The organism is Pedobacter sp. UYP1, assembly GCF_040547305.1.
Classification (GTDB): domain Bacteria; phylum Bacteroidota; class Bacteroidia; order Sphingobacteriales; family Sphingobacteriaceae; genus Pedobacter.
The window spans coordinates 72,742-98,540 of sequence record NZ_JBEPPL010000005.1 but is presented as its reverse complement, the minus strand read 5'-3'; the positions used below and the strand labels follow the sequence as shown (position 1 = coordinate 98,540).

The following is a 25,799-nucleotide window of genomic DNA, read 5'->3' as shown; positions in this document are numbered from 1 at the left end:
GCATGATTATTGAGCGCAAAGAAAATAAATACTTGTATATGACCATTGCCCAAAGCCGCTTTAAATTCGTTCCGTTCCTGATTACTATGCTGATTCCGCTTTCTTTTGGTGCTATTGGTGGGTTCATTACTCAAAAGACAATCAAAACATGGTATCCTTTTTTGGAAAAGCCGTCATTTAATCCTCCTAACTGGCTATTTCCTCCGGTATGGTCTCTATTATTTATTCTGATCGGAGTTTCTGCTTACCTGGTCTGGAATAAAAGAGCACAGATTAAACATCTGCCAAGAACGATAGCATTCTATTTTATTCAGCTTATCCTGAATTTATGCTGGTCTTATTTGTTCTTTTATCATCAACTGATTGGTGCTGCACTAATTGAGATTATCTTTTTACTTGCAGCAATCGTAGTGAATGGCATAGTTTTCTATAAAATTGACAAAACTGCAGGCTTACTCTATATTCCTTATTTTTTATGGGTGAGTTTCGCAACGTTGTTAACTTACAATATTTACGTACTAAACTAGTCTGCTGATGCTTCTTTTAAGTTAAAATCCATTTTACGCCCTAAATATAAACTGCTTCTAAAAGAAAACCTGTAATTTAGGAAAGTGATCTGCTTAAAGAAAATCTTTCTTGGTGTACTCTGTTTTTGCACATTTCAGGCTAATGCGCAAAAGGTTGGATTAGTCCTCAGTGGGGGCGGGGCTAAAGGTCTGGCTCATATCGGAACACTGAAAGCACTGGAAGAAAACCACATTCCTATTGACTATATTACAGGAACATCTATGGGTGGGATTGTTGGTGCACTTTATGCATCGGGCTATTCTCCGGAACAAATTGAAAAAATAGCGCTCACTACTGATTTCCAGGATTGGGTAAGTGGCAGGTTTAAAAGTGACTACAGCTTCTTTTTTCAGAAAGGGAGTATCAATGCCTCTTTGATTACTGCTAAACTTTCTGTTGACACTGCTTTACGGGTAAACTTCCGGTCTAACCTGGTCAATGACATTCCATTAAACTTCGCATTAATTGAATTGCTGTCACAGGCTTCGGCCATAGCCAAAGATAATTTCAATAACCTCTTTGTGCCTTACCGCTGCATGGTGTCGGATATATTCTCACAAACCAGTATTACGGTCAAAAGCGGCAGTCTGGCCGAGGCTGTCCGCGCAACAATGACTGTCCCAATGATCTACAGACCTATTAAACTGGATAATAAATATGTATTTGATGGTGGGTTATATAATAATTTCCCCGCCGATGTGATGCAAAAAGAGTTCAAGCCTGATTATATTATCGGGGCAAATGTATCTTCCAAAAATTTCAAAGAATATCCTAAAACAGGTGATGAACGGCTGATCAACAGGCTCATGTTATTCATGTTCTTATCTAAATCAGACTCTACCTTAGTTGGTAAAAACGGGATCTATATCCAGCCAGATCTGCAGGACTTTAGTTCCAGTAATTTCAGCCCGGTTGCTGACCTTATTAAGCAGGGATATGATGCAACGATGGCAGATATGCCCAGAATACTCAAATCGGTACAGCGCAGAGTCAGCTCAGAAGAGCTTGCCCTTAAAAGAAGTATCTTTAACAACAAGAAGCCGCAGCTGGTTTTTAGCGATGTCAAAGTAACAGGCGTAAATAGCCAGCAGAAGCGTTATATCGAACGCTTATTTAAAAGTGATAAACCAACCTTTAACCTGGCAGACATTAAACAGGGCTACTATAAACTGGTAGCGGATGAGACTTTTGAAACTATTTATCCGAAGATAACCTATAACCCTGAGTCTGACAGCTATATTTTCGGTATTATCGCTAAACCCAAAAGGAGTTTTAAACTTGACTTTGGCGGTAATATTTCCAGTAGGCCAATCAGCAATGTATTCCTTGGCCTGCAGTATAATTACCTCGACCGCAAAGCCTATACCTTCGGTACTAATTTTTATTCAGGTCGTTTTTATGAATCTATCCAACTCAATGGCCGTATTGATTACCCTTCAAAACTGCCCTTCTTTTTAAGTGGGGAAATGACTTATAATCACTTCAATTTCTACAATACCAGCCAGATTTTCATTGAAAATCCACACCCAACCTATATCGAGCAGTCAGACCGGAAAATTGAAATTAAAGCTGGTATTCCGCTGAACCGCAATACCAGGATTACGCTCAGTACTTCATTCATCAATAATAACGATCATTATAGCCCAACCAACTCCTTTAATATTGGTGATATTCTGGATAAAACTATTTTTAACGGATCCAGAACTACGGTAGCTTTTGAACAGAATACTTTTAACCGGAAACAGTATGCTACACGTGGCAGAAACTTCCTGCTTAGTGTCAATTATTTTAATGGTGTAGAAACCTATACACCAGGTAATATTTCCAGGAATAGCGGTGTTTCTACCGATATTGAAGAAAACGAAAAGCACAGAGCCTGGTTTAATGCCAAGCTGAGTGATGAGAATTATTTCTTTCATAAAGGCAAATACACCCTTGGATACCTGGTTGAAGGTGTAGTATCGAATCAGCCATTGTTTTCAAACTATTATTCTACGCTGCTGGTAGCTCCCGCATTCTATCCATTACAGGACAGCAGATCTCTATTCCTGGAGAAATTCAGAGCAAGTACTTATCTGGCCGGAGGACTAAAAAACATTTACAATATCCGTAAGAATTTAGACCTCAGGGTAGAAGCATTTTTATTCCTTCCTTATCAGGAAATTGCTCAAAATGGGTTTCAGGATGTAAAGAACAGTCCGACATTTAATCATATTCATTATGCAGGAACCGCAGGCCTGGTTTATCATACGCCGGTTGGCCCGGTTAGCCTGAGCTATAATTTATATGATGATCCGATAAAAAGAAACGGCGTTTTACTACATTTGGGGTATCTCATTTATAATAAACGCTCCATCGAGTAAGACCATAAGGCGCCTGCTCATGAATAAACCACATAAAAAACAATGAAGACAATATATTACTGTTTATTATTCCTGCTGATTTCCAGCGCTGGCTATGCCCAAAAGTCAGATATCAACAATTTCATCGTTAAAGAAAGCTTACTTAAAAATAGTAAACTTGCCATTATAGCTGCCGATTCACTGGATCGTCCGCTAGAAAAAATCAATGGCCTGTATACCTTTACAGTAAGTGGTTTTACCCAAACCTTAAAGTTCAATGATGGGGTAGCTATTTTGCCTTTGCAAATTGACAAATCAGCTTTTGTTTATGTAAAGCATCAGAATGATAAAGGCACGCATAGCAAATTGCTTTATATCTATAAAAAAGAAGGAAGCCTTAATCCATTCACAATCAATAGTATCTGGTTGATTCTTTTTCCTGTGCTACTGGTTTTCATTGCTTTTGCATTCCGGAAACTTATTATTTATGCAGTAGTTATCTTTCTGATCTTTATCTATTTTAACCATAGCAATGGCCTGGATCTCTCTACCTTCTTTGAAACTACATTTGACACTTTAAAAAGGGCATTTTAAGCTAATTTAAAACACAAAAAAAGAGGGGTATATCATTTGATATACCCCTCTTTTTTTGTGTTTTTTAGAACGGCAATCCTATCCCAAAATTGTATTGGAAAAACCGGTAACTATCTGGACTGTTAGCCAGTTTATAAGCGTCCTGAAACTCTTTCCTTCCGCTAAATAACTTCTCAATCACCCACTGGTTTTTAGGTTCAAACTGAGGATCTCTCAACTTCAGACCGACATCAAACCTAAAGACAAAATATTGTAAATCATATCTGAACCCTACACCAGTACCTACACCAATCTGATTGCCCAGGTTTTTAAAATTAAAATAGGTTTCAGGATTTGGGTTGCCCGGAGATATATTCCATACGTTACCAGCATCCAGGAATACGGCACCTTTAAGCTTCGCGCCAAAGAAGTTATCAATTAATTTATAACGGTATTCCAGGTTAGCTTCAATGTGCATCTGGCCCAATTGATCTATACCATAAGAGATTCTCCGCTGTTGTTCTGTAGGCAGACTGATCCCGCGGTTATAATTACCAGGACCTAAAGTTCTGGCTTGCCAGGCTCTAACCCCACTGGCACCACCAGCAAAGAATAATTTCTCAAAAGGAACTGCTACAGAATTACCATAAGCGACTCCGACACCGCCATTAATACGCGCAATAAACTGCCTGTCTAAACCTAAGCTTTTATACCAGCGTATATCGACTTCGGGACGCACATACTGATTAAAAGGTAAACCCAGAATCTTCGCGTAATCTCCCTTAGAAGGATCATGCTTCGTATCAATAATTCTGGAAATCCCATCCAGCATATTACCAGCGATATCTATATTTCCACGGAAATAAATAAAGCTTTTGTCGAGCAGTAGCTTATTGGCATTCAGGGAATAAGCATATTTCATCCCAATGGTCAGATCTTTTCTGGTCAGCAGGTTGATATTGTAAATATTGTTCAGGAAAGTAGTTCTGCCATCTATGGTAGTCGTATCAATTAATAACCCTCCAAATCTGTATTCAAAATTGAGCGGTGTAAAAGAGTGAAGCTTCGACTTTGTCTCTACCCATTCATAGGTGATAGAATTTAATAATGCCCTGCGTACAAAGAAATCTTTCTGCAGAGAGTAGATATAACTTGTAGAAAAAGTGGTTGTTGGCATTCCATTTTTTCCCATCAGCGGAATACTGAATGGAACCATCAGCCTGGGCACCGCCAGGTTGGCACTCACAGAAAAATCACGTTGGTAAATATCACTGAATAATGAACCTCCCTGTCCGATCCTGGATTGAAGGCCGCCTTTTACCTGGAATTCAAAACGTTCTGCTCCTCTGAAGATATTATTATTTGTATAAGTATTACTCAGGGTAAACCCTACTGTACCAGCATTAAAAGGAACCTCTCCTTCTACCCTGTTGCTCATCCGCTTTTGCGGCGTTAACTGAATCAGCGGATTCAGAATATTTGCACTGTCTTTAGATTTTACATATTCGATCTTCACGTTTTTAAAAACATTCAGCTCATATAAGCGGTCATAGGTTAATGTCTCTTTATTGATATCATAAACCTCACCTTGTTTTAAGAAATCGTACCTGACAATTGGGTTTCTCCTGAAACGTTTAGACAGATCCGTGTAACGGATACCTCTGAAAATACGTGGATTTAAAGTAATTGAATCCGTGAAACCTTCGGTCGAAGGCGCAACCAATATATTGGTTTCACCAATCATATATTGCGTATGACTTCCTTTATTTGCAGGAGTATCAATAAAGAGCGCTACATTGGCCCGACTCTTATTCAGGGTGGAATCCACCTCAAATCTCACATAAGGCCTGGAGAAGTCATAATAGCCATGTTCTTTCATCATGGTATAAATCTGCTCCCGTTCAACTGAAAGTGAATCATCATCGTATTGAACGCCTTCATGCAAATGAGTATTAAACGATTTATCCTCTTTATACAACTTACTGACAGCCGGATCTGGAATAGTAGTCGTTACTTTCCCTATAAAAAAGGCCGGTCCGGGTGTTGCAATGAAATCAACTTGTGCACGCTGGTTTTTCACTTTGATCTCAGATTTGACCTTCGCCATAAAATACCCTTTGCTCATCAGGTATTTTTCAATCTGACCTCTGGAAATCTCGACCAGGGTGCTATCTAGTACAGGCGCCTTTTTTCCTACCGCTTTAGTTTTAAACAAAGTGTAAAATATATTATACAACCCTACATTGATCCCAAGGCGGGATGCAGGACGAATATCTTTCTGAATATAATTCATTGCTTCTTCTTTATATCTGGAAGGAATGCTGTCTATTTCAACTACTTTTACTATTGATTGATTGCTCTCAATAAATTTTGTAGAGGAACAGGCAGCAGCAAAAAGAATAATAAATAGTAATATTGCGGGAAACTGGAATTTCTTTTTACAAATAGAATATGCTTTCAAAGTCTCAGATAAGTTTTATAAAATCGTTACATCAAAAAAAGTACCGCAAAGCGCATGGGCTATTTATTATTGAAGGAATAAAATCAATAGTAGAATTCATTCCTTCAGCTTACCAGATCCATAGTATCTATTTTCTGGCCCAATATGAGTCTTTACTACCTAAATTACCTTCAAATATAAAGTTATTTGAAGTAAACAACGCCGAATTAGAGAAGATTAGTACTTTACAGGCTCCACAAGGCATTCTGGCACTGGTTCATATTCCTGAAACTACGGCATTCGATAAAAGCACACTGCAAAATAATTTTTCCCTTGTCCTGGATGGTATACAAGATCCCGGCAACCTGGGTACCATTATCAGAACAGCAGATTGGTTTGGGTTTAAAAATGTAATTTGTTCTTTGAACACTGTAGAAATTTATAATCCGAAAACTGTACAGGCAACTATGGGTTCTTTATGCAGAGTAAATGTAAGTTATCAGGATTTGCCGGTATGGTTAAAAGACATTAAGCTTCCTGTTTTTGGTGCAATGCTGAATGGAAATAGTCTTTACGAAACAAAATGGGGAAATGAGGGTCTTGTCATTTTAGGCAACGAAGGACAAGGTGTGAGTGATGAAGTGAATATTTTAATTAATAATCCGGTAACGATTCCAAGAGTTGGAGAAGCTGAGTCATTGAACGTTGCGGTGTCGGCAGCAATCTTTTGTGCAGATATTAGTAGAAATTTGCAGAAATAAATTGCAGGTTAATTATTAATTGCTATTTTTGCAACCTGAATTCAAAACAGGTCGAGTGGCCGAGTGGCTAGGCAGAGGTCTGCAAAACCTCGTACAGCGGTTCGAATCCGCTCTCGACCTCAGATTTATATTAAATAAAAAAACTAAAGGTTAAGACCATGGCAGTTACAAGACTAAAAAGAAAAGACAGAAAGAATAAAACAACTTCACGTTTAGAAGTTAAAACTTTGAAACTAGCTACAAACATTGAATTAGGTAGTCGTTCACAACAACCTAAAAAAGATCAGTTAGCTAAAAACAATCTTTTATTAGATCAACTTTCTGCAGCTTTAAGAGCATAAGTTCTAAAGTTAAAAGCATAAAAAAAACCTTTCTGAGATCAGAAAGGTTTTTTTTATGCCTGATATTTCTGCATATACCTTATTTTTTTTAAAGGCATTGGTTGTTATACCAATGCTTTACAGATTCTTTTCACAATACCAGGACCTTCATAAATGAACCCGGTATATAATTGCACCAGTGAAGCACCTGCTTCAATTTTATCTTTAGCATCCTGTGGAGAATGAATCCCTCCCACTCCGATAATAGGAAATGCTTTATTTGATTTCTGAGATAAATACCTGATCACCTCAGTAGAGCGTACCGTTAAAGGCTTGCCACTTAGCCCGCCTGCTTCGTTCGCTAATGCTGCTGCTGTAGTTAAGCCCGACCGGTCAATAGTCGTATTGGTAGCAATTACACCGGCAATACCAGATTCCATCACGATCTCCACAATATCATCCAGTTGTTCATTGGTCAGATCAGGCGCAATCTTTAATAAGATCGGTCTGGATATTCCATCTTTATGGTTACGTTCCTGTAAAGTTTTAAGCAATAAGGTAAGCGGCTCTTTTTCTTGCAAAGCTCTTAAACCCGGTGTATTTGGAGAGCTGACATTAACTACAAAATAATCTACCACATCGAATAAGCGATCGAAACATTTCACATAATCAGAAACAGCATCTTCATTCGGTGTATTTTTATTTTTACCGATATTCCCGCCAATCACAATACTTTTATCTTTCAATTTCAATACGCGAAGACGTTCTGCCAGCGTATCTACTCCTTTGTTGTTGAAGCCCATTCTATTAATGATCGCCTCATCTTCAGTAAGCCTGAACATCCTGGGCTGATCATTTCCCGGCTGAGGCAAGGGTGTTACTGTCCCTACCTCGATAAATCCAAACCCAAGGTCGCTCAATGCTTCGATGTATTCTCCGTTTTTATCAAAACCCGCGGCAAGACCTACGGGGTTCCTGAATTTGATACCAAAAACTTCACGTTCCAATCCTTTGATATGGACATCAAAACTACTTCTGATGATAGTTTTACCTAAAGGAAAGTGTTCATGAAACCATTTGAGTCGCTGGACTACGAAATAATGAACTTTCTCCGGGTCAAATTTGAAAAATAAAGGCTTGATTAAACGATACATGAGTGCGAAGATAGGAACGTTTTCATAGGATTACAATTGCTGTATTCATCTTTTGAGACAAAAATCGCATGAACTTGTAATAAAAACGTAGAAATCTACTGCTATATGTACTGTGTTCAAACAATATGCGCCTAAAAATTGTATTTTTGCACCCAACATGATTTCGATAAACGACTTAACATTCCTTATAGGTTCCCGGGCTTTATACGACGAGGCGAACTGGCATATCAAACCGGGAGAGAGAATTGGCCTTATTGGTGCCAATGGAACGGGAAAATCCACACTCTTAAAAATAATAGTAGGAGAATACGCACCCTCATCCGGGTCAATTTCAATGTCTAAAGATTTAAAAATAGGCTATTTGAACCAGGATTTACTTTCGTATGAATCTCACCATACCATTTTACATGTTGCGATGGAGGCCTTTGAACGCCAGAACCAGATACATGATGAGATTGAAGAACTTTTAAAAAAGATAGAAACTGATTATTCCGAAGATGTATTAAACAAACTGAGCGATAAGCAACAGGAGTTTGAAGCATTGGATGGTTATAACATTGAATATAAAGCAAACGAGATCCTTGCAGGTTTAGGATTCAGCACGGCCGATCAGCATCGTCCGCTGAATACTTTCTCCGGAGGATGGAGAATGCGTGTAATGCTTGCGAAAATCCTTTTACAGACTCCCGACATTCTATTGCTGGATGAGCCAACCAACCACATGGATTTACCTTCCATTAAATGGTTAGAGACTTATTTAGCAGGATTTGAAGGTGCAATTGTAATTGTATCTCACGATAGATACTTTCTGGACAAGATTGTAAACCGTACAGTGGAATCCCGCAAAGGAAAATTAACGACCTATGCTGGTAATTATACGTATTATCTGGAGGAGAAATCTCTACGCGGAGAGATCCAAAAAGGAGAATTTAAGAATCAGCAGGCTAAAATCAAACAGGAAGAAAAACTGATTGAACGTTTCAGAGCTAAAGCGAGTAAAGCTAAAATGGCGCAGTCCCGTATGAAAGCACTGGATAAAATGGAGCGTGTAGACGATGTGGATGATGATAATCCAACCGTAAACTTCAGCTTTAAATTTACCAAGCCTTCTGGCCGTCACGTAATCCGCATTGAAAATGCAACGAAGAGATATCCTAATATTGACATTCTGGAAAATGCAGAAGCTGTCATAGAAAAGGGAGATAAAATTGCTTTAATTGGTGCCAATGGTAAGGGAAAGTCTACCTTATTAAGAATGGTTGCTGGCGTAGAAGCTTTTGAAGGATCTTGTGAAACAGGACATAATGTAACGACTACTTTCTTTGCACAGCATCAGCTGGAGTCTTTACACCTTGGCAACACGATACTGGAAGAGTTACAGGCTTTTGCTCCTAAACATACAGACACTGAGCTTCGTTCTATTCTGGGTTGTTTCCTTTTTACCGGAGATGATGTATTTAAGAAAATTAAAGTCCTTTCAGGAGGTGAGAAATCAAGGGTTGCTTTGGCGAAGTCGTTAACGACTGACTCCAACTTCCTGATTCTGGATGAGCCAACGAATCACCTGGACATCCAATCGGTAAATATCCTGATCCAGGCCTTGAAACAGTTTGAGGGAACATTCATTGCAGTATCCCATGATAGGTATTTCTTAGATAACGTAGCCAACAAAATATGGTTTATCGAAGAAGAGCAAATCAAACAATATCCTGGAACTTACGCAGAGTATGAAGTTTGGAACAGTAAAAGAGAGATTCCTGTTGCAAAAAGCATCCCTGTAAAACAGGAGAAAGAAGTAAAACCTAAAGCAGAACCGAAACCTGTTACGGTAAGCAGCCAGCAGCAATTGAAAAAACTAAATGATCAGTTACAGAAAGTCGAACTGGAAACTGTGGAGTTAGAAAATAATGTAAAAGCCATTGAAACTGAACTTGCTGATGAAGCAGTTTATGGAGATCAGGCTAAACTTGCTGAAGCCAACAAAAAATATCAGAGTGCAAAACAGCTGTTAGACACTGCCCAGAATAAATGGGAAAACCTTGCAGCAGAAATCATGGAATTAGAATAATAAAAATGATCAGAACCGGAATATTGCTCTTTTTATGTTTGTTTAGTCTGCAAACTTTGCAGGCGCAGCAGAAATTTACTTACGATAACCACGTTTATTCTTCGCAAATTAAAACTGTACAGCTTTACAATACACAAAAAGAGCAATCTATCCCGGTGATTGCTTTAGGAAGTTCAGAAAAGCTGAGCTTTTCTTTTGATGACCTGAGAGGTGGAAGCAAAAACTACTGGTATACGGTAGAACATTGCACCTATGACTGGAAATCTTCGAATTTATCTGTCCTGGATTATCTGGATGGAATGAATGAAGACCGTATTATTGATTACGCTTACTCCTCTAAAACACTTCAAAAATTCACCCATTATTCTCTTACTTTCCCTAATGACCAGGTAAAGCCTAAGATTTCAGGCAATTACCTGTTAAAAGTTTATGAAAATGGTGATGTGAACAGGCCAGTGATATCACATCGTTTTTATATCACTGATCCACAGGTAAATATTCAGTCTGAGCTGATTCCCAGTAATGATGTGGCTTTAAGATTCAGTCATCAGAAGGTGAATATTAACATTCTTTATACCAATACAATTCAAAATCCATATCAGGATATTAAACTGGTGCTGATGCAGAACGGCAATCCGCTGACGGCAAAGTTGAATACTAAACCTACTTATGTTAAGCCTGGCTCACTGATTTATAATGATCTGGATGGCAATAATTTCATGGGGAGCAATGAATTCAGGAAGTTTGATTTCCGTAGTGTACGTTATAAAGGTGAACATGTGCAGGATCTGTTTACGGATAGTACAAACAACGTAGTTTTATTCACAGACCTAAATGGTTCTGCATTAAAATATACCCAGCAAATTGACGAGAACGGCGCGTTCTTTATCCGTAATCAGGATAATATAGACAATGACACCGATAGCGATTACGGCCATATTCAGTTTAGTTTAAATACGGTTGCTCCGGGTAAGGATGGTGATATTTATGTAGTCGGAAGATTTAATAATTTTACGCTTACTGAAGAGAATAAACTGAGTTATGTCGCTGCTAAAAAGAAATATTATGGCAGTCTCTATTTGAAACAGGGTCTATACGATTATCAATATGTATGGAAAGACAATACTACAGGAAATGTAGATTATACGGTTCTGGAAGGTTCTTTCTTTGAAACAGAGAACACTTACCAGGCTTTTGTATATTTCCGCAGACCAGGCAGCAGATGGGATGAACTCATCGGATACAGCCTGTTTAATAATCTGCAGAAAAAATAATATACGCGTCTAAATCCCTTTTCGTTAAAGCTTTAACCCTTTTTTACGAAAGTTTAAATTCCTTTTATAATCCAGACAGAAACACTTCCGGCTTCACAAAAGAATTCAGCCCAGCCATTTTCATCGATCGTCACTTCTTCTTTTCTGTAACCCAGCACATCGATCAATGTTTTACCGGCATGTCCCATCCCCATTTCCATTTTCTTAGTCCCTTGCTCTCCATTGCTTAGCACTACAGCAATGCCTGAATTTTCAACTTCCGGTATTCCTTCTCTTGTCCATCCAATACAGTTCGGATGATCCAGGTAATCACGTTGAAAACCATAAGCCAGATCTCTGCGGAGTTTAGTCATTAAAGGAAGGCTTTCTAATGCAACCAGTTCAACCTCAGCTTCATTCCCTTCATCATCGTGATCATTATATTTCGCACCATATAAATCTGTGTAAAACACACAAGGTATCCCCTGTTCTCTTAAAAGGATTAAGGCATAAGCTAATGGGCGAAACCAAAAATCAACATAAGTCTCCAGATCTTGCAGCGGTTGTGAATCATGGTTATCTACAAATGTAATTGACAGTTGCGGATGAGATTCTACTAATGTATTTTCAAATATTTTGCTCAGATCATAAGTATCGCCGGCATCAGCTGCAGTGTGAAAATTAAGATGTAACATCGAATCAAATAATTGCATCCTGCCTTCGGTGAGGTCAATGTAACTCCTCAGCTTCATCACATCATCGACTACCCAGTTTTCAGCAATAATAAAGAATTGTTTATCAAACTTCGCATTCATGTGGTCGAGCCACTCCTTCAGGTAATCTGTCGCGATATGCTTCACAGCATCTAACCGGAATCCATCTACCCCTGTGGTTTCATAATACCATTCTCCCCAACGCTTCAACTCTTCACGAACAGCCTTGTTTCTGAATTCAATATCATTAAACATCAGGTAATCATAGTTACCCAATTCATCTGAGGGCACATCTTCCCAACCTTCTCCGTATTCATTTTGTATAGAGAATATCGAGGTTTCCTGTAAATCTTCAGCCCAGTCTATTCCGCTGAAACAGCTTTTATCCCAAATAAATTCAGAATATTTTCCTTTTCTGCCTGGGAAAGTGAACTTTGTCCAGGCTTCAATTTCAAAGACGTCAGAAGTATATTCTTCTCTGTTATCTTCAGCGACTCTGCGTACAGGTATCTTTTCCAGTTCATCGGCACCTGCTTTATGGTTAAAAACTACATCTGCAAGTACCATAAGCTCCTGTTCTTGCAGCGCCTTAACAGCTTGCAGATATTCATCTTTCGTCCCATACTTGGTAGGCACACTGTTTTTCTGATCAAATTCACCTAAGTCAAACAAATCATAGCAATCATAACCAACAGAATCTGCACCTTCTGTAGATTTATAAGATGGAGGAAACCAGACTCCGGTAATTCCGATTTCTTTTAGTGCAGGTGCTTGTTCTGTAGCTTTTTGCCATAATTTTTGTTCTTCGTCATAGTACCAGTGAAAGTACTGGATCAGTGTTTGGTTACTCATATATAAACAGCTTATTAATTGGGTGGAAATAATAGGATAACATGAAGTCTCACATTTTGTTTACTTTTGCAGTAATATGAGCACAATAGTAAAAAATCCTAAAAATTCGTTCACGATTATGAACGAATTGGTCCTACCCAATGATACCAATACGCTAAACAATTTAATGGGTGGCAGGTTACTGCACTGGATGGATATTGCGGCAGCAATTTCAGCACAAAAACACTGTAACCGGATTGTTGTTACTGCTTCAGTAGACAATGTATCATTCAAACAGCCTATTAAATTAGGTGATGTGATTACCATTGAGGCGAAAGTAACCCGTGCTTTTCATACTTCTGTAGAAGTACGTATGGACGTATGGGCAGAAAACATTCCTTCAGGAACCCGTGTTAAATCAAATGAGGCTTATTATACTTTCGTAGCAGTTGACCAGAGCGGCCGGACAATTCCTGTTCCTGAATTGTTACCTGAAACGGAAGATGAGATTGAATTATATGCAGGTGCATTAAGAAGAAGACAATTACGTTTGATTTTAGCCGGCAAAATGAAAGCAAATGATGCCATTGAACTAAAGGCTTTATTCTTCAACGAGTAACCAAAAGCAATTAAACGAATAGTATGACCACGTACACTACCTTGATTATTCTGAGCGGACTGGTCATATTTTCTTATCTCTTTGATTTAGTAGCCAGCAAAACAAAATTACCTTCAGTATTACTGCTCCTTTTACTGGGGATCGGTTTACATGTTTTGGTAGATCAGCTGCATATCCAGACTTTCGATTTCTTAAAGGTATTACCGACGCTGGGTACAGTGGGGCTGATCTTAATTGTTTTTGAGGGTGCATTGGAATTAAAGTATGAGCGGGAAAAGAATAAGCTGATCAAAGGGGCTTTTCTCTCAGCTTTCTTTATTCTGGCTGCAACCGTTTCCGCAATCACGCTCATCATTTATCAGATCACTGGAGAAGATTTTTATCGCTGCTTCACGAATGCCATCCCTTTTAGTGTCATAAGTTCAGCGATTGCAATTCCTTCCGCCGCTGCGCTAACAGGTAAAAGCAAGGAATTTATTATCTATGAGTCTTCCTTCTCAGATATTCTGGGCATTATATTATTCAATTTTGCGGTGACCAACCCGCATATCTCTATTTCTTCTTTTACAGGATTGGGCCTAAGCACATTATTAATTATCATATTATCCATCATTTCCTGCATCTTACTGTTGTATTTGATGGGTAAGATTTCTCATCATATCAAGTTTTTCCTGATTATTTCTATCCTGATCCTGGTATATGCAGTAGGTCAGTCTTATCATTTATCGTCATTGGTACTGGTACTTTCTTTCGGATTGTTTTTAAATAATGCCGACGCGATTGAACATTTCTATTTCAGAAGTATGTTTATTTACAAGAACCTCTCAAAGGATCTGGAACAGCTGCATCAATTATCGGCTGAGACAGCCTTTATTATCCGTACTTTTTTCTTTGTAATTTTTGGCTTTACAATGAATATCTATGAGCTGAACAATGGGATCATCCTGATGAACGGTGTCTTCATCCTGATGACCATTTACCTGATCAGAATCATCTACTTAAAGCTGTTCAGAAAAGAGAACAGTGGTACGGAGAGCGTCATTGCTCCCCGCGGACTGATCAGTATTTTATTATATTATAATTTACCTCCGTCATTAAGACTACCGGAGATCGGTACTTCTTTCTTGTTCCTTGTGGTATTAGGTTCAAGTTTAGTGATGAGTATAGGCCTTTTGGCCAGCAAAAAAATGGCGAAAGCAGAAATACCTGCTTAGCTGCCCATTTCCAGAATCTTATCGAATTCAGTAGCTTTAAGCTCCATCACTGACAAACGCCCTTGTCTGACTAAGGAAATATCTTTAAGGCTTTCTTCAGCTTTAACCTGCTCCAGGGTAACTGGGTTTTTAAGTGTTTCTACAGGAACAAGGTCTACTACTACCCAGTTTGCATCATCAGTAGTTGGATCCTGATAAAACTCTCTCACTACTTTGGCTATCCCAACCACATGTTTGCCTTCATTACTATGATAAAAAAGGACAAGATCCCCCTCCTTCATTAATTTGAGATTATTGCGGGCCTGATAGTTACGTACACCGTCCCAAAAGGTTCTTCCGTCTTTATTAAACTGTTCCCAGCTATATTTAAAAGGTTCTGATTTGACTAAGAAATAATTCATTTTGTATATTCTTTATTAGCGCTGACAGGAAAAGGGGCCTTCCATTCAAATGCCAATTTCCCTGAGCTTGTATATTCGTATTCAAAACTAATAAAAGAGAAAGGATATGTGGTTAAATAAATAATACAAAATCAAAAGCGGGCTTCTAATTTTTATAAGGAAAATAGCGCTGCCATTTCCAGGGCGTATACTGATCTGCCCGGCAATAACCAAATGCATTTTTATAGACGATGCGGTTCTGGTTGAAAATTGTAATCCCCCAATCCAGCAACATTAGCTCTGCGAATGAGTTCGGGCAGATAATTATTGAGGGAATCAGTAGTGATTTTTGTACCATCGATCCGGATAATCTGCTGTTGTGCGATTGAGTTTTTTGCTGATGCAACAAGCAACAGAAGAAAAATGAGGCATAAAAATGAGTGAAGATTATTTCTAGTCTCAGACCGGGCAAACACCCTCATAACAAACTGGTTTACAACCGAATATAAGACAATCATCCAATCTATTTGCTACGCCTTTAAGATTCAGCCTTATAAAATAAATTCCGTGGGCTAATGATCGGCTTTCATGCGTCAACCAGCCCTGATAGACTAATGAATCATCTTAAATAACAATTCTTTGAGTAATTCCCCGTCTGTAATATTTCCTGTGCTATCCACACCTTTACTCTTCAAATCATATTCTCTGAGCAAGCTGATAATATCAAATGTTTTATTGAGGTTATAATTTCTGGCTGCAGTCTCATAGTCCTTTACAAAATATGGGTTCACACCTAACTCTTTGGCTGCATCTCCTTTATTCTGCAAGTAATGGTATTTCAGGATTTTTGAAAAATAGCTGTTCAGGTTTGCCATCACCATTACCATTGGGTTGGCTTTAGGATTGTCAGCAAAGTAGTTAATAATCTGATTACATTTCAGCACATTGCGCGAAGCCAGTGCTTTCTGCAATTCAAAAACATTGTACTCCTTACTAATACCGATATTACGCTGTACCAGATCAGTATCAATGACAGTTTCTTTACTGATATTCAGTAATAATTTTTCCAGCTCATTTGATATTTTAGATAAATCAGCACCCAGATATTCTGCCATCAGAGCTGAAGCCTGCGGGGCAATTTTTGCACCCATTCCCTTTACAAGCTCTTCAATCCACTGTGCCAGCTTGTAGTCTCTTACCGGATCCGACTGGAAGACCACACCGCTTTTAGTAATTGATTTGAATATCTTTTTACGTTTATCAAAATTCGCATATTTATAACCCAGCACGAGGATAGTACTATCCAGTGGTTTCTCAAAATAGTTCTGAATAAACTCAGCTTCTTTACTGCTTCCTTCTGTTTCTTTAGACCATTTCAGGTCTTGTGCTTCTTTCACAACTATCAATTGATAGTCTGACATCATCGGATAGCGTTTTGCTGCATTTAAAATCGTGGCCATATCTGTATCTTTACCATATAATACAGTCTGGTTGAAACCTTTCTCCATATCATTCAATATATGATCTTCCATATAATGAATAATCTGGTCGATATAATAGGGTTCTTCACCATGCAAAAGATAAACAGGCTTGAATTTTTTAGCTTTGAGGTCTTTGATAATATCAGCAGCAGTCATAATTATCCAAATGTAACGGCTAATTACTAATTTTTAAAGGTTATTTTTGCACAAATGGCATTTACACCTACAGCATTGAATTTACCGCAGCATCCTTTCCGGATAACCCAGAGGGAAGAACAGTATTTTATATTTGATGAAGTGCGGAAGAAACATTTGGTTTTAACACCTGAAGAGTGGGTAAGGCAGCATTTTATTCATTATTTGATAAAAGATAAGAAGTTTCCGAAGTCTCTGATACAAATTGAAGGCGGACTGAATCTGAACCAGCTTCAGAAAAGAACTGATATTGTTATTTTCAATACCAGTGGAGAAAGAATAATGGTCATAGAATGCAAAGCTCCGTCAATTAAAATTTCTCAGAGCGTATTTGACCAGGCCGCAAGATATAACTCCGTACATAAAGCTAAATGGCTTGTAGTAACCAATGGTTTGAAGCATTGTTATGCACAAATCGATCATGTCGCTGCTCAGTTTCTATTTATTGAAGAACTCCCTGAATATTCCTTGCTATAAGTTTCTCGCTCCCATCTTACCGTATATCTGTTATAATACGCCCGATCATTAGAAGATATATTCGTTTGATAACGCCACGAACAATACATATCAATATACAGAGATATCTAAATACACTGAAATCTTTATATCTAAAAATATAGACCTAAAGAAATATAGACTTAAAAACGCTTAAGATTAAAGATATAAACACATAAAAATATTTATACATCTATATATACAGATATCTATGCATCTTGAATAAATAAGCATCAGAACAAGATTAAAACAACAATATTAAGAATCAATGAAACTCACTTGTAAGTATAATCACTAAACCAAACCTGATATCAATAGTATAAAGATATCTATACACCTAAATATATAAATACCTAAAAACCTTTACATATAACATCAAATCCTAAAAAGGGTCTGATCAAAAAACAAACAAAGACATCTATACATGTTTATACCTAAACATCAAACATGTAACCCCCATCTATGGTCCATATTAAATTGCAGGTAGTAAAATAAAAAAAAAGGGCGTTTTCCTTGCTTCGGATGCTCTTCACACCGTAAGCAAGGAAAACGCCCCTTCTTTTTTATTTTACAAACTCAGAAGAGACTCCTGAATAATCTTCACTTTAGCCTCCGCATCAGCCTTCTTATTCCTTTCGTTCTGAATAATCTCTGGCTTCGCATTCTGTACAAACCTTTCATTGCTTAGCTTCGCATCAACTGACTTCAAAAACCCTTGCAAATACACAAGCTCTCCATTCAACCTTTCCCGCTCCGCATCCACATCAATCGTCTCATTCAGCTGTATAAAAAACTCATCATTTCCAACCATGAAACCAGCAGCACCAGCTACCTTATCACTTACAAAATCTATCTCAGTAATATTTGCCAGTTTAGAAATAATAGTCAACCATTGCGTATAAGCTAAAGAAGAATTAACCTTCACGCTCAAGGGCAAACCCTCTTTTGGAGAAATCTGTTTTGTATTCCTGATATTACGTACCTCAGCAACAATCCCTTTGACAACTTCAACATCTTTCAATAACGGTAAATCAGCAGACCCCACAACTGGATAAGGCGCTACAATAATGCAATCCATCTCCCCTTTTGTGCCAAATAGCTCATCGTGCCATAATTCTTCGGTGATAAATGGCATAAACGGGTGCAGTAAACTCAAAATATTTTCAAAGAAACCGATCGTTGCTTTCAAAGAAACCGGATCAATCGGATGCTGATAAACTGGCTTTACCATTTCCAGGTACCATGCACAGAAATCATCCCACACCAATTTGTAAGTAGTCATTAAAGCCTCTGACAAACGGTACTGCTTATAATTATCTTCAATTTCAGCTAACGCTTCATTAAAGCGATTCTCAAACCACAAAATCGCCTGCGCATTAGGATTCGCCAAAGTCTCATCAACCTCCCATCCTTTTACCAGACGGAAAGCATTCCAGATTTTATTCGCAAAATTCCTTCCCTGCTCACAGTAACTCTCATCGAACATCAAGTCATTACCAGCAGGAGAACATAATAACATCCCTACTCTAACCCCATCTGCTCCGTACTTCTCGATTAACCCAATCGGATCAGGAGAATTACCTAAAGATTTAGACATTTTACGGCCTAACTTATCACGTACAATACCAGTCAGGTAAACATTAGTAAATGGCTTTTTACCCATAAACTCATGACCAGCCATAATCATACGCGCTACCCAGAAGAATAAAATTTCAGGAGCAGTAACCAAATCATTTGTAGGATAATAATAATTAATATCCTTATTTCCAGGATCCTTCAATCCATTAAACACCGAAATCGGCCATAACCATGAAGAAAACCAAGTATCTAATACGTCATCATCTTGTCTGATAAAAGCAGCCAGCTGGTGTTTAAATCCATTCGCTTCTTCTTCAGTAAACTTGCCATCAATATCTTTAAGTTTTAAAAATTCATTTAAGGCATCTTCTTTGGTTTTCGCAACTACCCAGTCTCCTTTATCATCAAACCAGGCAGGAATACGTTGTCCCCACCATAACTGGCGGCTGATATTCCAATCTCTTACATTCTCCATCCAATGGCGGTAAGTATTCACAAATTTCTCAGGAATAAGCTTCACATCACCATTCAGTACATCAGCTAAAGCTGGCTTTGCCATTTCGTCCATTTTACAGAACCATTGTAAAGAAAGCTTAGGCTCAATCGCAGCGTCAGTACGTTCAGAGAACCCAACCTGCGATTTATAGTCTTCTACTTTCTCCAGATGACCGGCTTCATCCAGCAACACTGCAATCTTTTTACGAGCAATAAAACGGTCTTCACCTACCAGAATAACAGCAAGTTCATTTAAAGTACCATCATCATTTAAGATATCGATTACCGGGAGTTTATGTTTCACACCCAGTTCATAATCATTCAGATCATGCGCAGGTGTTACCTTCAAACAGCCAGTACCAAAATCCATTGTTACGTACTCATCCTCAATAATCGGAATCTCGCGATTGATTAAAGGAACGAATACTTTTTTACCTTTAAGATGTGTATAACGCTCATCATTCGGATTGATACAGATTGCTGCATCAGCCATAATCGTTTCGGGACGTGTAGTTGCGATCGTTAAAAACTCCGTATCTGCGCCTGTAGCAGGAGCGATAGAATATTTAATATAATACAATTTCTGATTTACTTCCTTACGGATTACTTCTTCATCAGAAACTGCAGTTTTACCAGCCGGGTCCCAGTTGACCATACGGACACCACGGTAAATTTTTCCTTTTTTATACAGGTCAATAAAACAATCAATTACAGATTCCGAAAGATCATCTTCCATCGTGAAACGCGTCCGGTCCCAGTCGCAGCTTGCGCCCAGTTTCTTCAGCTGATCCAGAATAATACCACCGTATTTTTCTTTCCACTCCCACGCATAAGCCATGAATTCTTCCCTGGTCAGATCTTTTTTACTGATACCTCTCTCTTTCAGCATGGCAACTACCTTTGCTTCAGTAGCAATAGAAGCATGATCAGTTCCAGGAACCCAGCATGCATTTTTACCCTGCATACGTGCGCGGCGAATCATGACATCCTGAATTGTATTGTTGAGCATGTGGCCCATGTGTAATACTCCAGTGACGTTTGGTGGAGGAATTACAATTGTATAGGGTTCACGTTCATCTGGTTCAGAATGAAAGAACTTTTTTGACAGCCAGTAGCTGTACCACTTGTCTTCGGTTTCGGCGGGATCGTATTTAGTCGAAATGCTCATTTATAGGGTTGCTGATTAAAATGCAAAAATAAGGTTTTTAGCGGAAAATATTTAGGCTTTCCACTCTTCGTCCAGAATGGCGTATTCAAAACTATCCATCCAGCCGGTTACTAAAGGTAAAATTTGTCGTTTCCTACCTTCCTGGGTCATCCCCGCTTTTTCCAATACACGGATAGAGGCTAAGTTTTCTACCGCGCATCCAGCTTCAATACGGTGTAATTTCAAACGGTCAAATCCAAACCGGATTACCGCTTTGATTGCCTCTGTAGCATAGCCCTGATTCCAGAAATCTACATTGATTTTATACCATATTTCTGCACTGTTGAATTTAGAAGAGGATAGTTTAAGAGACACTAGTCCAACAAAACCACCTTTCTCAAACTCTACAGCAAAAGTGTAATTCTTGATCGTTTTTTTCTGATGGTCATTAATCCAGCCATCTACAATTATATTAGTCTCTTCCAGATCTTTAGGAATACCCAAAGTATTATACTGATCTGTTTCAGCTAAATGGTGCAATACATGAATCGCCTCAAGATCAGCCATTTCTACTAATCTCAGTTTTAGTCTTTCCGTAAAAAATTTCAATACTACCATGCTCCTATTTAAGATTTTGCATAAAATAATCTGTTACTTTCTGGTAAAGATGTGTTCTGTCTTTACCTAATACATTGTGTTCGTGCCCCGGATAAATCATATAATCTAATTGTATATTATCATCTACAGCTTTTTTTACCAATTCAACGGTATGTTGCTGCAGCACTACATTATCCTGTAATCCATGAATAAGCAATAATTTGCCTTTTAGTTTTTGAATCTGGTTGGTCAGGTCGGTTGCGGCATAACCTTCAGGATTTTCTTTCGGTGTATCCATATAGCGTTCTGTATACATAGCCTCATAAAAATTCCAGTTCGTCACTGCTCCACCAGCTACTGCTGCTTTGAAAACACCAGGATGGTTCACCATAAAATCTACCGTATTGAACCCGCCAAAGCTCCAGCCAAATAAGCCCATGTTTTTCTCATCAGTATAAGACAGCCCTTTCAAATAGTCTACTGCAGACATCATATCTTCCATCTGCACATCACCTACTTTTCTAAACATCGCCTGCTCAAATGCCTTACCACGGTTATCACTTCCTCTGGTGTCAATGACCATTACTACAAAGCCCTGCTCTGCAAGATATTGGAACCAGTAATTACTTCCTCCTCCATTCCACTGGTCAAGAATTAATTGTGCATGTGAACCACCATACCAGTAAACTACAACCGGATGTTTTTTAGTACTGTCGAGCGCTACAGGCTTAAATAAATTACAATAGATAGGATCGCCACTTTTTCCTTTAATCGTAAAAATAGATGACGCACCTAAAGCATAGTTCGCCAGTGGATCTGCCGATTGGAAAATTTGTTTTTTAGCTCCTTTTTTAACGTCCAGCAGTTCGACAGTGCCTGGATTTTTAGTAGAGCTGAAATTATCAAGGACAGTATTCCCCGAAGTACTTACTTCTGTTTTATGCACTGCAAAACCCGAAGTGATTCTTTTAGACTGACCAGATTTGATGTTTACGACATATAAGTTCCTGGTGATCGGAGATTCTGCGGTGGAAACATAAAATAAATTTTCACCTGTTGCATCGAAGCCTTTGACTTCGGTGACTTCCCAATTTCCTTTAGTCAGCTGTTTAACCAATTTACCGTTTGTATGGTATAAGTATAATTGATTCCATCCATCACGGTTACTTTGCCAGATAAATTGCTGAGGATCCTTTTTAAGGAACAATGCAGGCACAAGTGGTTCTACATATTTCTCATCCCGCTCTTCGAAAAGTGTTTTTACATATTGACCAGTTTGTGCATCAAACTGTTTAAATTCCATATGATTTTGTCCGCGATTTAAAACGGCGATATAAATAAACTTGTCGTCAGGACTCCAGGCAATATTGGTTAGATACTGTTCTGCCGGTTCTCCTGTTTGAAGATAAACGACAGTTTGTGTTTCTGCATTATAAACACCTACGGTTACTTCATGGATTTTATCTCCCGCCATAGGATATTTGATATTGATGTTTTTTGCCGGGCGGGTTGTCCAGTCAATGATTGGATAATCCGAAACCATGCTTTGATCCATCCGGTAAAAGGCCAGCTTTTTGCCCTGGTTACTCCAGAAAGTTCCTTTTGAAATACCAAATTCATCACGGTGTACTGAAGACGCGTAAACGATATTCTCCGTTCCGTCGGTGGTTACTTGTTTAGCTGTTTTGCCATTGTCCACAAATAAATTGTAATGATCAAGGTAAGCGGTATATCCGGAAACGCTTCTTTCGGCTTTACTTTGACCAGCCAGTTTACTGTCCATCAAAGTGGTAAAGCTGTTTTTTACTGGATTATAAGCTAAAGATGCGCCATGAACAGGAATAATCCAGTCTGCTCCCTGATTAAAGGAAATATCGGGCATCGTTTTTAGTGTATCCAGTTTTGCAGCACGTAATTTTTGATTGAGTTGAGTTAAGCTTAGTAATAGTTTTTCTTCTTTCGCTGCCGCACTCCCTGTAAACCAAACTATTCCACCATTTACAGTTTTACTATATACGTAATCTTCTTTTCCGTAAAGGAATTGCAGATTCTTCAATTTTTGAGGGGCAAGCGTCGTACGTGCGTTGAACATGGCATCTGTCATGCTCAGGTTTTTCTGCTGACCGTTCACAATTACGGAGGCAGAAAGCAATACGGCGAATAAAACTAGTTTCTTCATTGATTTAAATTTGATGGCCAAATATAGCAATTATGGCTTACTGGGATGAATTTTACCCAATTTGGAAAATACCTTAATAAACTAATATTTCGTATCAGCACAATAATAAATGTTAAATTATGTTAATACTGTAATTAATTCATCTGGTTATATTTTATGAAAGCGATCAAAGTATTCCTCCTTCCGGGATTAATCATCAAAAAACTGGGACTGACCAAACTCTATTATTGGTTCAACAGATAGCGGAACAAGCATCCGGCTGCTCAGTAATATTTTCATTAGAATAAGCTTTTGTAAATCCCATTTGTTATTTTGAGCGGATTAGGCAAGCCTTATTAAAAAAACTGATGAATACAAAACACCTGAAAAACTATTTTGCAGTCTTAGGAATATTAGCAGCAAGCTACTCTTCTTATGCACAAAAGGTTCCCACAAAGTTTATTGATCCTGCAAATATGGATCTGACCGTAAAACCGGGAGACGATTTTTATGAATATGCCAGTGGAACCTGGATTAAAAATAACCCTGTTCCTGCCAAGGAAACACGCTGGGGAAGTTTCAATGAACTAAGAGATTTTAACATTAATGCGGTCAAAGGCATTGTTGAAGAGGCTGCTGCAGATCGTTCTGCACCGGCTGGATCACCAAAGAAACGTGTGGGTGATTTTTACGCTGCCGCAATGGATAGCGTTACGATTGAAAAATTAGGTTACACGCCTATTAAAGCTGATCTTGCCAGAATTAACAAGCTTAAGGATATTAAGGGCATACTGGATGAAGTTATCCTGATGCGTACTTCTGGTATCGGATCTCCGATGTATAGTTTCTATGTAGGACAAGACAGGAAAAATGTAAATAAGTATGTAGCACAACTTGGTCAGGGTGGAACGACTTTACCAGATCGTGATTATTATTTAAAAGATGATAGCCGGACTTTAAAGATCCGTGAAGCTTATCTGAATTATATGACTACTTTGTTCACTTTGACTGGTAGTTCTGCAACAGATGCGAAACAAAAAGCAAATACAGTGCTTTCTATAGAGAAAAAACTTGCTGAGGCTCAAATGTCACGCCTTGAAATGCGTGATCCTTACAAGACCTATAATAAATTTATAGTTGCTGATTTCGATAAGACAACACCAAATATTAACTGGACTGCCACTTTACCAAAACTTTTGGTCAAAGGACAGGATACTGTTTTAGTAGGTGCGCCTAAGTTTTTTGTCAGCCTGAATGATATGCTGACTACTGTGCCTGTTTCAGATTGGAAAACTTATCTGGAATGGAACATCCTTAAAAATTCAGCATCGAATTTAAGTTCTCCTTTTGTAAAAGCAGCATTTGCTTTTAATCAGGCACAAACAGGTCAGAAGGTACAAACCCCAAGGTGGCAGACGATGTCTTCTAAAACTGACGGTTCTATCGGTGAGTTATTGGGACAACTATATGTGGCTAAATATTTTAAGCCTGAGGCTAAAGCCCGGATGACAGAAATGATCAAAAATCTGCGTACCGCTTTTGAAATCAGAATTAAGGGGTTAGAATGGATGAGTGATGTGACTAAAGAAAAAGCGCTGGCTAAGCTAAATGCTTTTGTCCCTAAAATCGGTTATCCTGATAAATGGAAAACTTACGATGGATTGAATATTGACCGCAAAACTTATTTCCAAAACCTTAGAAATGTAGGCACCTGGGGATATAATGATATGGTTTCTCAATTGGGCAAACCGGTGGACCGTACTCGTTTTGGAATGACACCACCAACTGTAAATGCTTATTATAGTCCAACGATGAACGAGATTGTGTTCCCGGCTGGAATTTTACAGTTTCCTTTCTTCGCAGCAAATGCTGACGATGCAATCAACTATGGCGGTATTGGTGCGGTAATTGGTCATGAGATGTCACATGGTTTTGATGATAGTGGCAGTCAGTATGATAAAGATGGCAATCTGCGCAACTGGTGGACAGATGAAGATCGTACAAAATTTGAAGCTAAAACAAAAGCACTAGGTGAGCAATATGATTCATATGCGGTATTGGATACTATTCATGTGAATGGTAAACTGACTATGGGTGAAAATATTGGTGATTTAGGAGGTTTAAATGCTGCTTATACTGCGTTTAAATTAACGAAACAAGGACAGTCTGAAGAAAAAATTGATGGGTTTACACCTGATCAGCGTTTCTTCCTTTCGTGGGCTCAGGTGTGGAGAGGTAATATTTTACCGGATAATGCTGCACAACTGATTAAAACTGACCCGCATTCTCCTGGAGAATTCAGAACTATTGGTGCTCCTGTAAATATGGATGCCTGGTACAAAGCGTTTGATGTGAAACCTGGCGATAAATTATACAAAAAACCAGAAGACAGAATTCGACTTTGGTAATTATCTTAGT

20 protein-coding genes and 1 tRNA gene are annotated in these 25,799 nt (G+C 38.4%); 12 read left to right on the top strand and 9 right to left on the bottom strand.

The window, feature by feature from the left end:
• Nucleotides 1–2: 2 nt before the first annotated feature.
• From ABIB30_RS12490 to ABIB30_RS12480, 3 genes are all read left to right on the top strand, one after another.
• The gene (locus ABIB30_RS12490; protein WP_354302475.1) at nucleotides 3–527 is read left to right on the top strand and encodes a TspO/MBR family protein; all 525 of its coding nucleotides are present in this window, start codon (nucleotides 3–5) and stop codon (nucleotides 525–527) included.
• An 84-nt stretch (nucleotides 528–611) separates the two neighbouring features.
• The gene (locus ABIB30_RS12485; protein WP_354302473.1) at nucleotides 612–2,930 is read left to right on the top strand and encodes a patatin-like phospholipase family protein; all 2,319 of its coding nucleotides are present in this window, start codon (nucleotides 612–614) and stop codon (nucleotides 2,928–2,930) included.
• A gap of 42 nt (nucleotides 2,931–2,972) precedes the next feature.
• The gene (locus ABIB30_RS12480; protein ID WP_354302471.1) at nucleotides 2,973–3,503 is read left to right on the top strand and encodes a hypothetical protein; all 531 of its coding nucleotides are present in this window, start codon (nucleotides 2,973–2,975) and stop codon (nucleotides 3,501–3,503) included.
• A gap of 64 nt (nucleotides 3,504–3,567) precedes the next feature.
• On the opposite strand, the gene tamL is transcribed toward ABIB30_RS12480, so the two are convergent.
• Nucleotides 3,568–5,943 (bottom strand): translocation and assembly module lipoprotein TamL, encoded by a 2,376-nt coding sequence (gene tamL / locus ABIB30_RS12475; RefSeq protein WP_354302469.1) that lies wholly within the window; start codon nucleotides 5,941–5,943, stop codon nucleotides 3,568–3,570.
• Between tamL and ABIB30_RS12470 the strand changes: the two genes are divergently transcribed.
• The 3 genes from ABIB30_RS12470 to ABIB30_RS12460 all read left to right on the top strand — a co-directional run bounded on the left by ABIB30_RS12470 (nucleotide 5,934) and on the right by ABIB30_RS12460 (nucleotide 7,024).
• Nucleotides 5,934–6,683, top strand: a complete 750-nt coding sequence (locus ABIB30_RS12470) for a TrmH family RNA methyltransferase (RefSeq protein ID WP_354302467.1) — start codon at nucleotides 5,934–5,936, stop codon at nucleotides 6,681–6,683. The two genes, tamL and ABIB30_RS12470, sit on opposite strands and share 10 nt — an antisense overlap.
• 49 nt (nucleotides 6,684–6,732) lie before the next feature.
• Nucleotides 6,733–6,803, top strand: a tRNA-Cys gene (locus tag ABIB30_RS12465).
• Between the two features lie 38 nt (nucleotides 6,804–6,841).
• Nucleotides 6,842–7,024, top strand: a complete 183-nt coding sequence (locus tag ABIB30_RS12460; RefSeq protein WP_068402833.1) for a spore protein — start codon at nucleotides 6,842–6,844, stop codon at nucleotides 7,022–7,024.
• A 104-nt stretch (nucleotides 7,025–7,128) separates the two neighbouring features.
• On the opposite strand, the gene ABIB30_RS12455 is transcribed toward ABIB30_RS12460, so the two are convergent.
• On the bottom strand, nucleotides 7,129–8,157 hold the full coding sequence (locus ABIB30_RS12455; protein ID WP_354302465.1) for a quinone-dependent dihydroorotate dehydrogenase: 1,029 nt from the start codon (nucleotides 8,155–8,157) through the stop codon (nucleotides 7,129–7,131).
• Between the two features lie 157 nt (nucleotides 8,158–8,314).
• On the opposite strand from ABIB30_RS12455, the gene ABIB30_RS12450 reads away from it, so the two are divergent.
• Nucleotides 8,315–10,225, top strand: a complete 1,911-nt coding sequence (locus ABIB30_RS12450) for an ABC-F family ATP-binding cassette domain-containing protein (protein WP_354302463.1) — start codon at nucleotides 8,315–8,317, stop codon at nucleotides 10,223–10,225.
• 5 nt (nucleotides 10,226–10,230) lie between these two features.
• On the top strand, nucleotides 10,231–11,499 hold the full coding sequence (locus ABIB30_RS12445; protein ID WP_354302461.1) for a type IX secretion system plug protein: 1,269 nt from the start codon (nucleotides 10,231–10,233) through the stop codon (nucleotides 11,497–11,499).
• A 53-nt stretch (nucleotides 11,500–11,552) separates the two neighbouring features.
• Here the strand turns inward: ABIB30_RS12445 and amyA are convergent, their stop codons facing one another.
• The gene (gene amyA / locus ABIB30_RS12440) at nucleotides 11,553–13,043 is read right to left on the bottom strand and encodes an alpha-amylase (RefSeq protein ID WP_354302459.1); all 1,491 of its coding nucleotides are present in this window, start codon (nucleotides 13,041–13,043) and stop codon (nucleotides 11,553–11,555) included.
• A gap of 76 nt (nucleotides 13,044–13,119) precedes the next feature.
• Here amyA and ABIB30_RS12435 point away from each other — a divergent pair, with 76 nt between their 5' ends.
• Both ABIB30_RS12435 and ABIB30_RS12430 read left to right on the top strand, forming a co-directional pair.
• Nucleotides 13,120–13,641, top strand: a complete 522-nt coding sequence (locus ABIB30_RS12435; RefSeq protein ID WP_111635595.1) for an acyl-CoA thioesterase — start codon at nucleotides 13,120–13,122, stop codon at nucleotides 13,639–13,641.
• Between the two features lie 23 nt (nucleotides 13,642–13,664).
• Nucleotides 13,665–14,855 (top strand): cation:proton antiporter, encoded by a 1,191-nt coding sequence (locus ABIB30_RS12430; RefSeq protein WP_354302457.1) that lies wholly within the window; start codon nucleotides 13,665–13,667, stop codon nucleotides 14,853–14,855.
• Here ABIB30_RS12430 and ABIB30_RS12425 read toward each other — a convergent pair.
• The 3 genes from ABIB30_RS12425 to holA all read right to left on the bottom strand — a co-directional run bounded on the left by ABIB30_RS12425 (nucleotide 14,852) and on the right by holA (nucleotide 16,872).
• Nucleotides 14,852–15,256 carry an EVE domain-containing protein gene (locus ABIB30_RS12425; RefSeq protein WP_068402848.1) on the bottom strand — a complete coding sequence of 135 codons (405 nt, stop codon included), beginning with the start codon at nucleotides 15,254–15,256 and terminating at the stop codon, nucleotides 14,852–14,854. The two genes, ABIB30_RS12430 and ABIB30_RS12425, sit on opposite strands and share 4 nt — an antisense overlap.
• A 145-nt stretch (nucleotides 15,257–15,401) precedes the next feature.
• Nucleotides 15,402–15,593, bottom strand: coding sequence for a hypothetical protein (locus ABIB30_RS12420; RefSeq protein WP_354302455.1), 192 nt, complete (start codon nucleotides 15,591–15,593; stop codon nucleotides 15,402–15,404).
• A 253-nt stretch (nucleotides 15,594–15,846) separates the two neighbouring features.
• The gene (holA, locus tag ABIB30_RS12415; RefSeq protein WP_354302453.1) at nucleotides 15,847–16,872 is read right to left on the bottom strand and encodes a DNA polymerase III subunit delta; all 1,026 of its coding nucleotides are present in this window, start codon (nucleotides 16,870–16,872) and stop codon (nucleotides 15,847–15,849) included.
• 54 nt (nucleotides 16,873–16,926) lie between these two features.
• On the opposite strand from holA, the gene ABIB30_RS12410 reads away from it, so the two are divergent.
• A complete protein-coding gene (locus ABIB30_RS12410) occupies nucleotides 16,927–17,388 on the top strand; it encodes a type I restriction enzyme HsdR N-terminal domain-containing protein (RefSeq protein ID WP_354302451.1) in 462 nt (153 codons plus the stop codon).
• A gap of 586 nt (nucleotides 17,389–17,974) precedes the next feature.
• On the opposite strand, the gene ABIB30_RS12405 is transcribed toward ABIB30_RS12410, so the two are convergent.
• From ABIB30_RS12405 to ABIB30_RS12395, 3 genes are read right to left on the bottom strand one after another with little or no spacing between them, the layout of a single operon-like run.
• The gene (locus ABIB30_RS12405) at nucleotides 17,975–20,647 is read right to left on the bottom strand and encodes a valine--tRNA ligase (protein WP_354302449.1); all 2,673 of its coding nucleotides are present in this window, start codon (nucleotides 20,645–20,647) and stop codon (nucleotides 17,975–17,977) included.
• Nucleotides 20,648–20,698: 51 nt separating this feature from the next.
• Nucleotides 20,699–21,244: a GNAT family N-acetyltransferase gene (locus ABIB30_RS12400; protein ID WP_354302447.1), complete on the bottom strand. Its 546-nt coding sequence runs from the start codon at nucleotides 21,242–21,244 to the stop codon at nucleotides 20,699–20,701.
• Between the two features lie 4 nt (nucleotides 21,245–21,248).
• Nucleotides 21,249–23,402 carry a S9 family peptidase gene (locus ABIB30_RS12395; protein WP_354302445.1) on the bottom strand — a complete coding sequence of 718 codons (2,154 nt, stop codon included), beginning with the start codon at nucleotides 23,400–23,402 and terminating at the stop codon, nucleotides 21,249–21,251.
• Between the two features lie 347 nt (nucleotides 23,403–23,749).
• On the opposite strand from ABIB30_RS12395, the gene ABIB30_RS12390 reads away from it, so the two are divergent.
• Nucleotides 23,750–25,789 carry a M13 family metallopeptidase gene (locus ABIB30_RS12390; RefSeq protein ID WP_354302443.1) on the top strand — a complete coding sequence of 680 codons (2,040 nt, stop codon included), beginning with the start codon at nucleotides 23,750–23,752 and terminating at the stop codon, nucleotides 25,787–25,789.
• Nucleotides 25,790–25,799 lie beyond the last annotated feature (10 nt).

Coding starts and splice junctions, on each gene's coding strand:
- ABIB30_RS12420 (WP_354302455.1), bottom strand. CDS start 15,593: ATGGTACAAAAATCACTACTGATTCCCTCAATAATTATCTGCCCGAAC.
- ABIB30_RS12425 (WP_068402848.1), bottom strand. CDS start 15,256: ATGAATTATTTCTTAGTCAAATCAGAACCTTTTAAATATAGCTGGGAA.
- ABIB30_RS12445 (WP_354302461.1), top strand. CDS start 10,231: ATGATCAGAACCGGAATATTGCTCTTTTTATGTTTGTTTAGTCTGCAA.
- ABIB30_RS12395 (WP_354302445.1), bottom strand. CDS start 23,402: ATGAAGAAACTAGTTTTATTCGCCGTATTGCTTTCTGCCTCCGTAATT.
- ABIB30_RS12480 (WP_354302471.1), top strand. CDS start 2,973: ATGAAGACAATATATTACTGTTTATTATTCCTGCTGATTTCCAGCGCT.
- ABIB30_RS12435 (WP_111635595.1), top strand. CDS start 13,120: ATGAGCACAATAGTAAAAAATCCTAAAAATTCGTTCACGATTATGAAC.
- ABIB30_RS12400 (WP_354302447.1), bottom strand. CDS start 21,244: ATGGTAGTATTGAAATTTTTTACGGAAAGACTAAAACTGAGATTAGTA.
- amyA (WP_354302459.1), bottom strand. CDS start 13,043: ATGAGTAACCAAACACTGATCCAGTACTTTCACTGGTACTATGACGAA.
- ABIB30_RS12405 (WP_354302449.1), bottom strand. CDS start 20,647: ATGAGCATTTCGACTAAATACGATCCCGCCGAAACCGAAGACAAGTGG.
- ABIB30_RS12460 (WP_068402833.1), top strand. CDS start 6,842: ATGGCAGTTACAAGACTAAAAAGAAAAGACAGAAAGAATAAAACAACT.
- ABIB30_RS12450 (WP_354302463.1), top strand. CDS start 8,315: ATGATTTCGATAAACGACTTAACATTCCTTATAGGTTCCCGGGCTTTA.
- ABIB30_RS12410 (WP_354302451.1), top strand. CDS start 16,927: ATGGCATTTACACCTACAGCATTGAATTTACCGCAGCATCCTTTCCGG.
- ABIB30_RS12430 (WP_354302457.1), top strand. CDS start 13,665: ATGACCACGTACACTACCTTGATTATTCTGAGCGGACTGGTCATATTT.
- ABIB30_RS12470 (WP_354302467.1), top strand. CDS start 5,934: ATGCTTTCAAAGTCTCAGATAAGTTTTATAAAATCGTTACATCAAAAA.
- ABIB30_RS12455 (WP_354302465.1), bottom strand. CDS start 8,157: ATGTATCGTTTAATCAAGCCTTTATTTTTCAAATTTGACCCGGAGAAA.
- ABIB30_RS12490 (WP_354302475.1), top strand. CDS start 3: ATGATTATTGAGCGCAAAGAAAATAAATACTTGTATATGACCATTGCC.
- ABIB30_RS12390 (WP_354302443.1), top strand. CDS start 23,750: ATGAATACAAAACACCTGAAAAACTATTTTGCAGTCTTAGGAATATTA.
- holA (WP_354302453.1), bottom strand. CDS start 16,872: ATGACTGCTGCTGATATTATCAAAGACCTCAAAGCTAAAAAATTCAAG.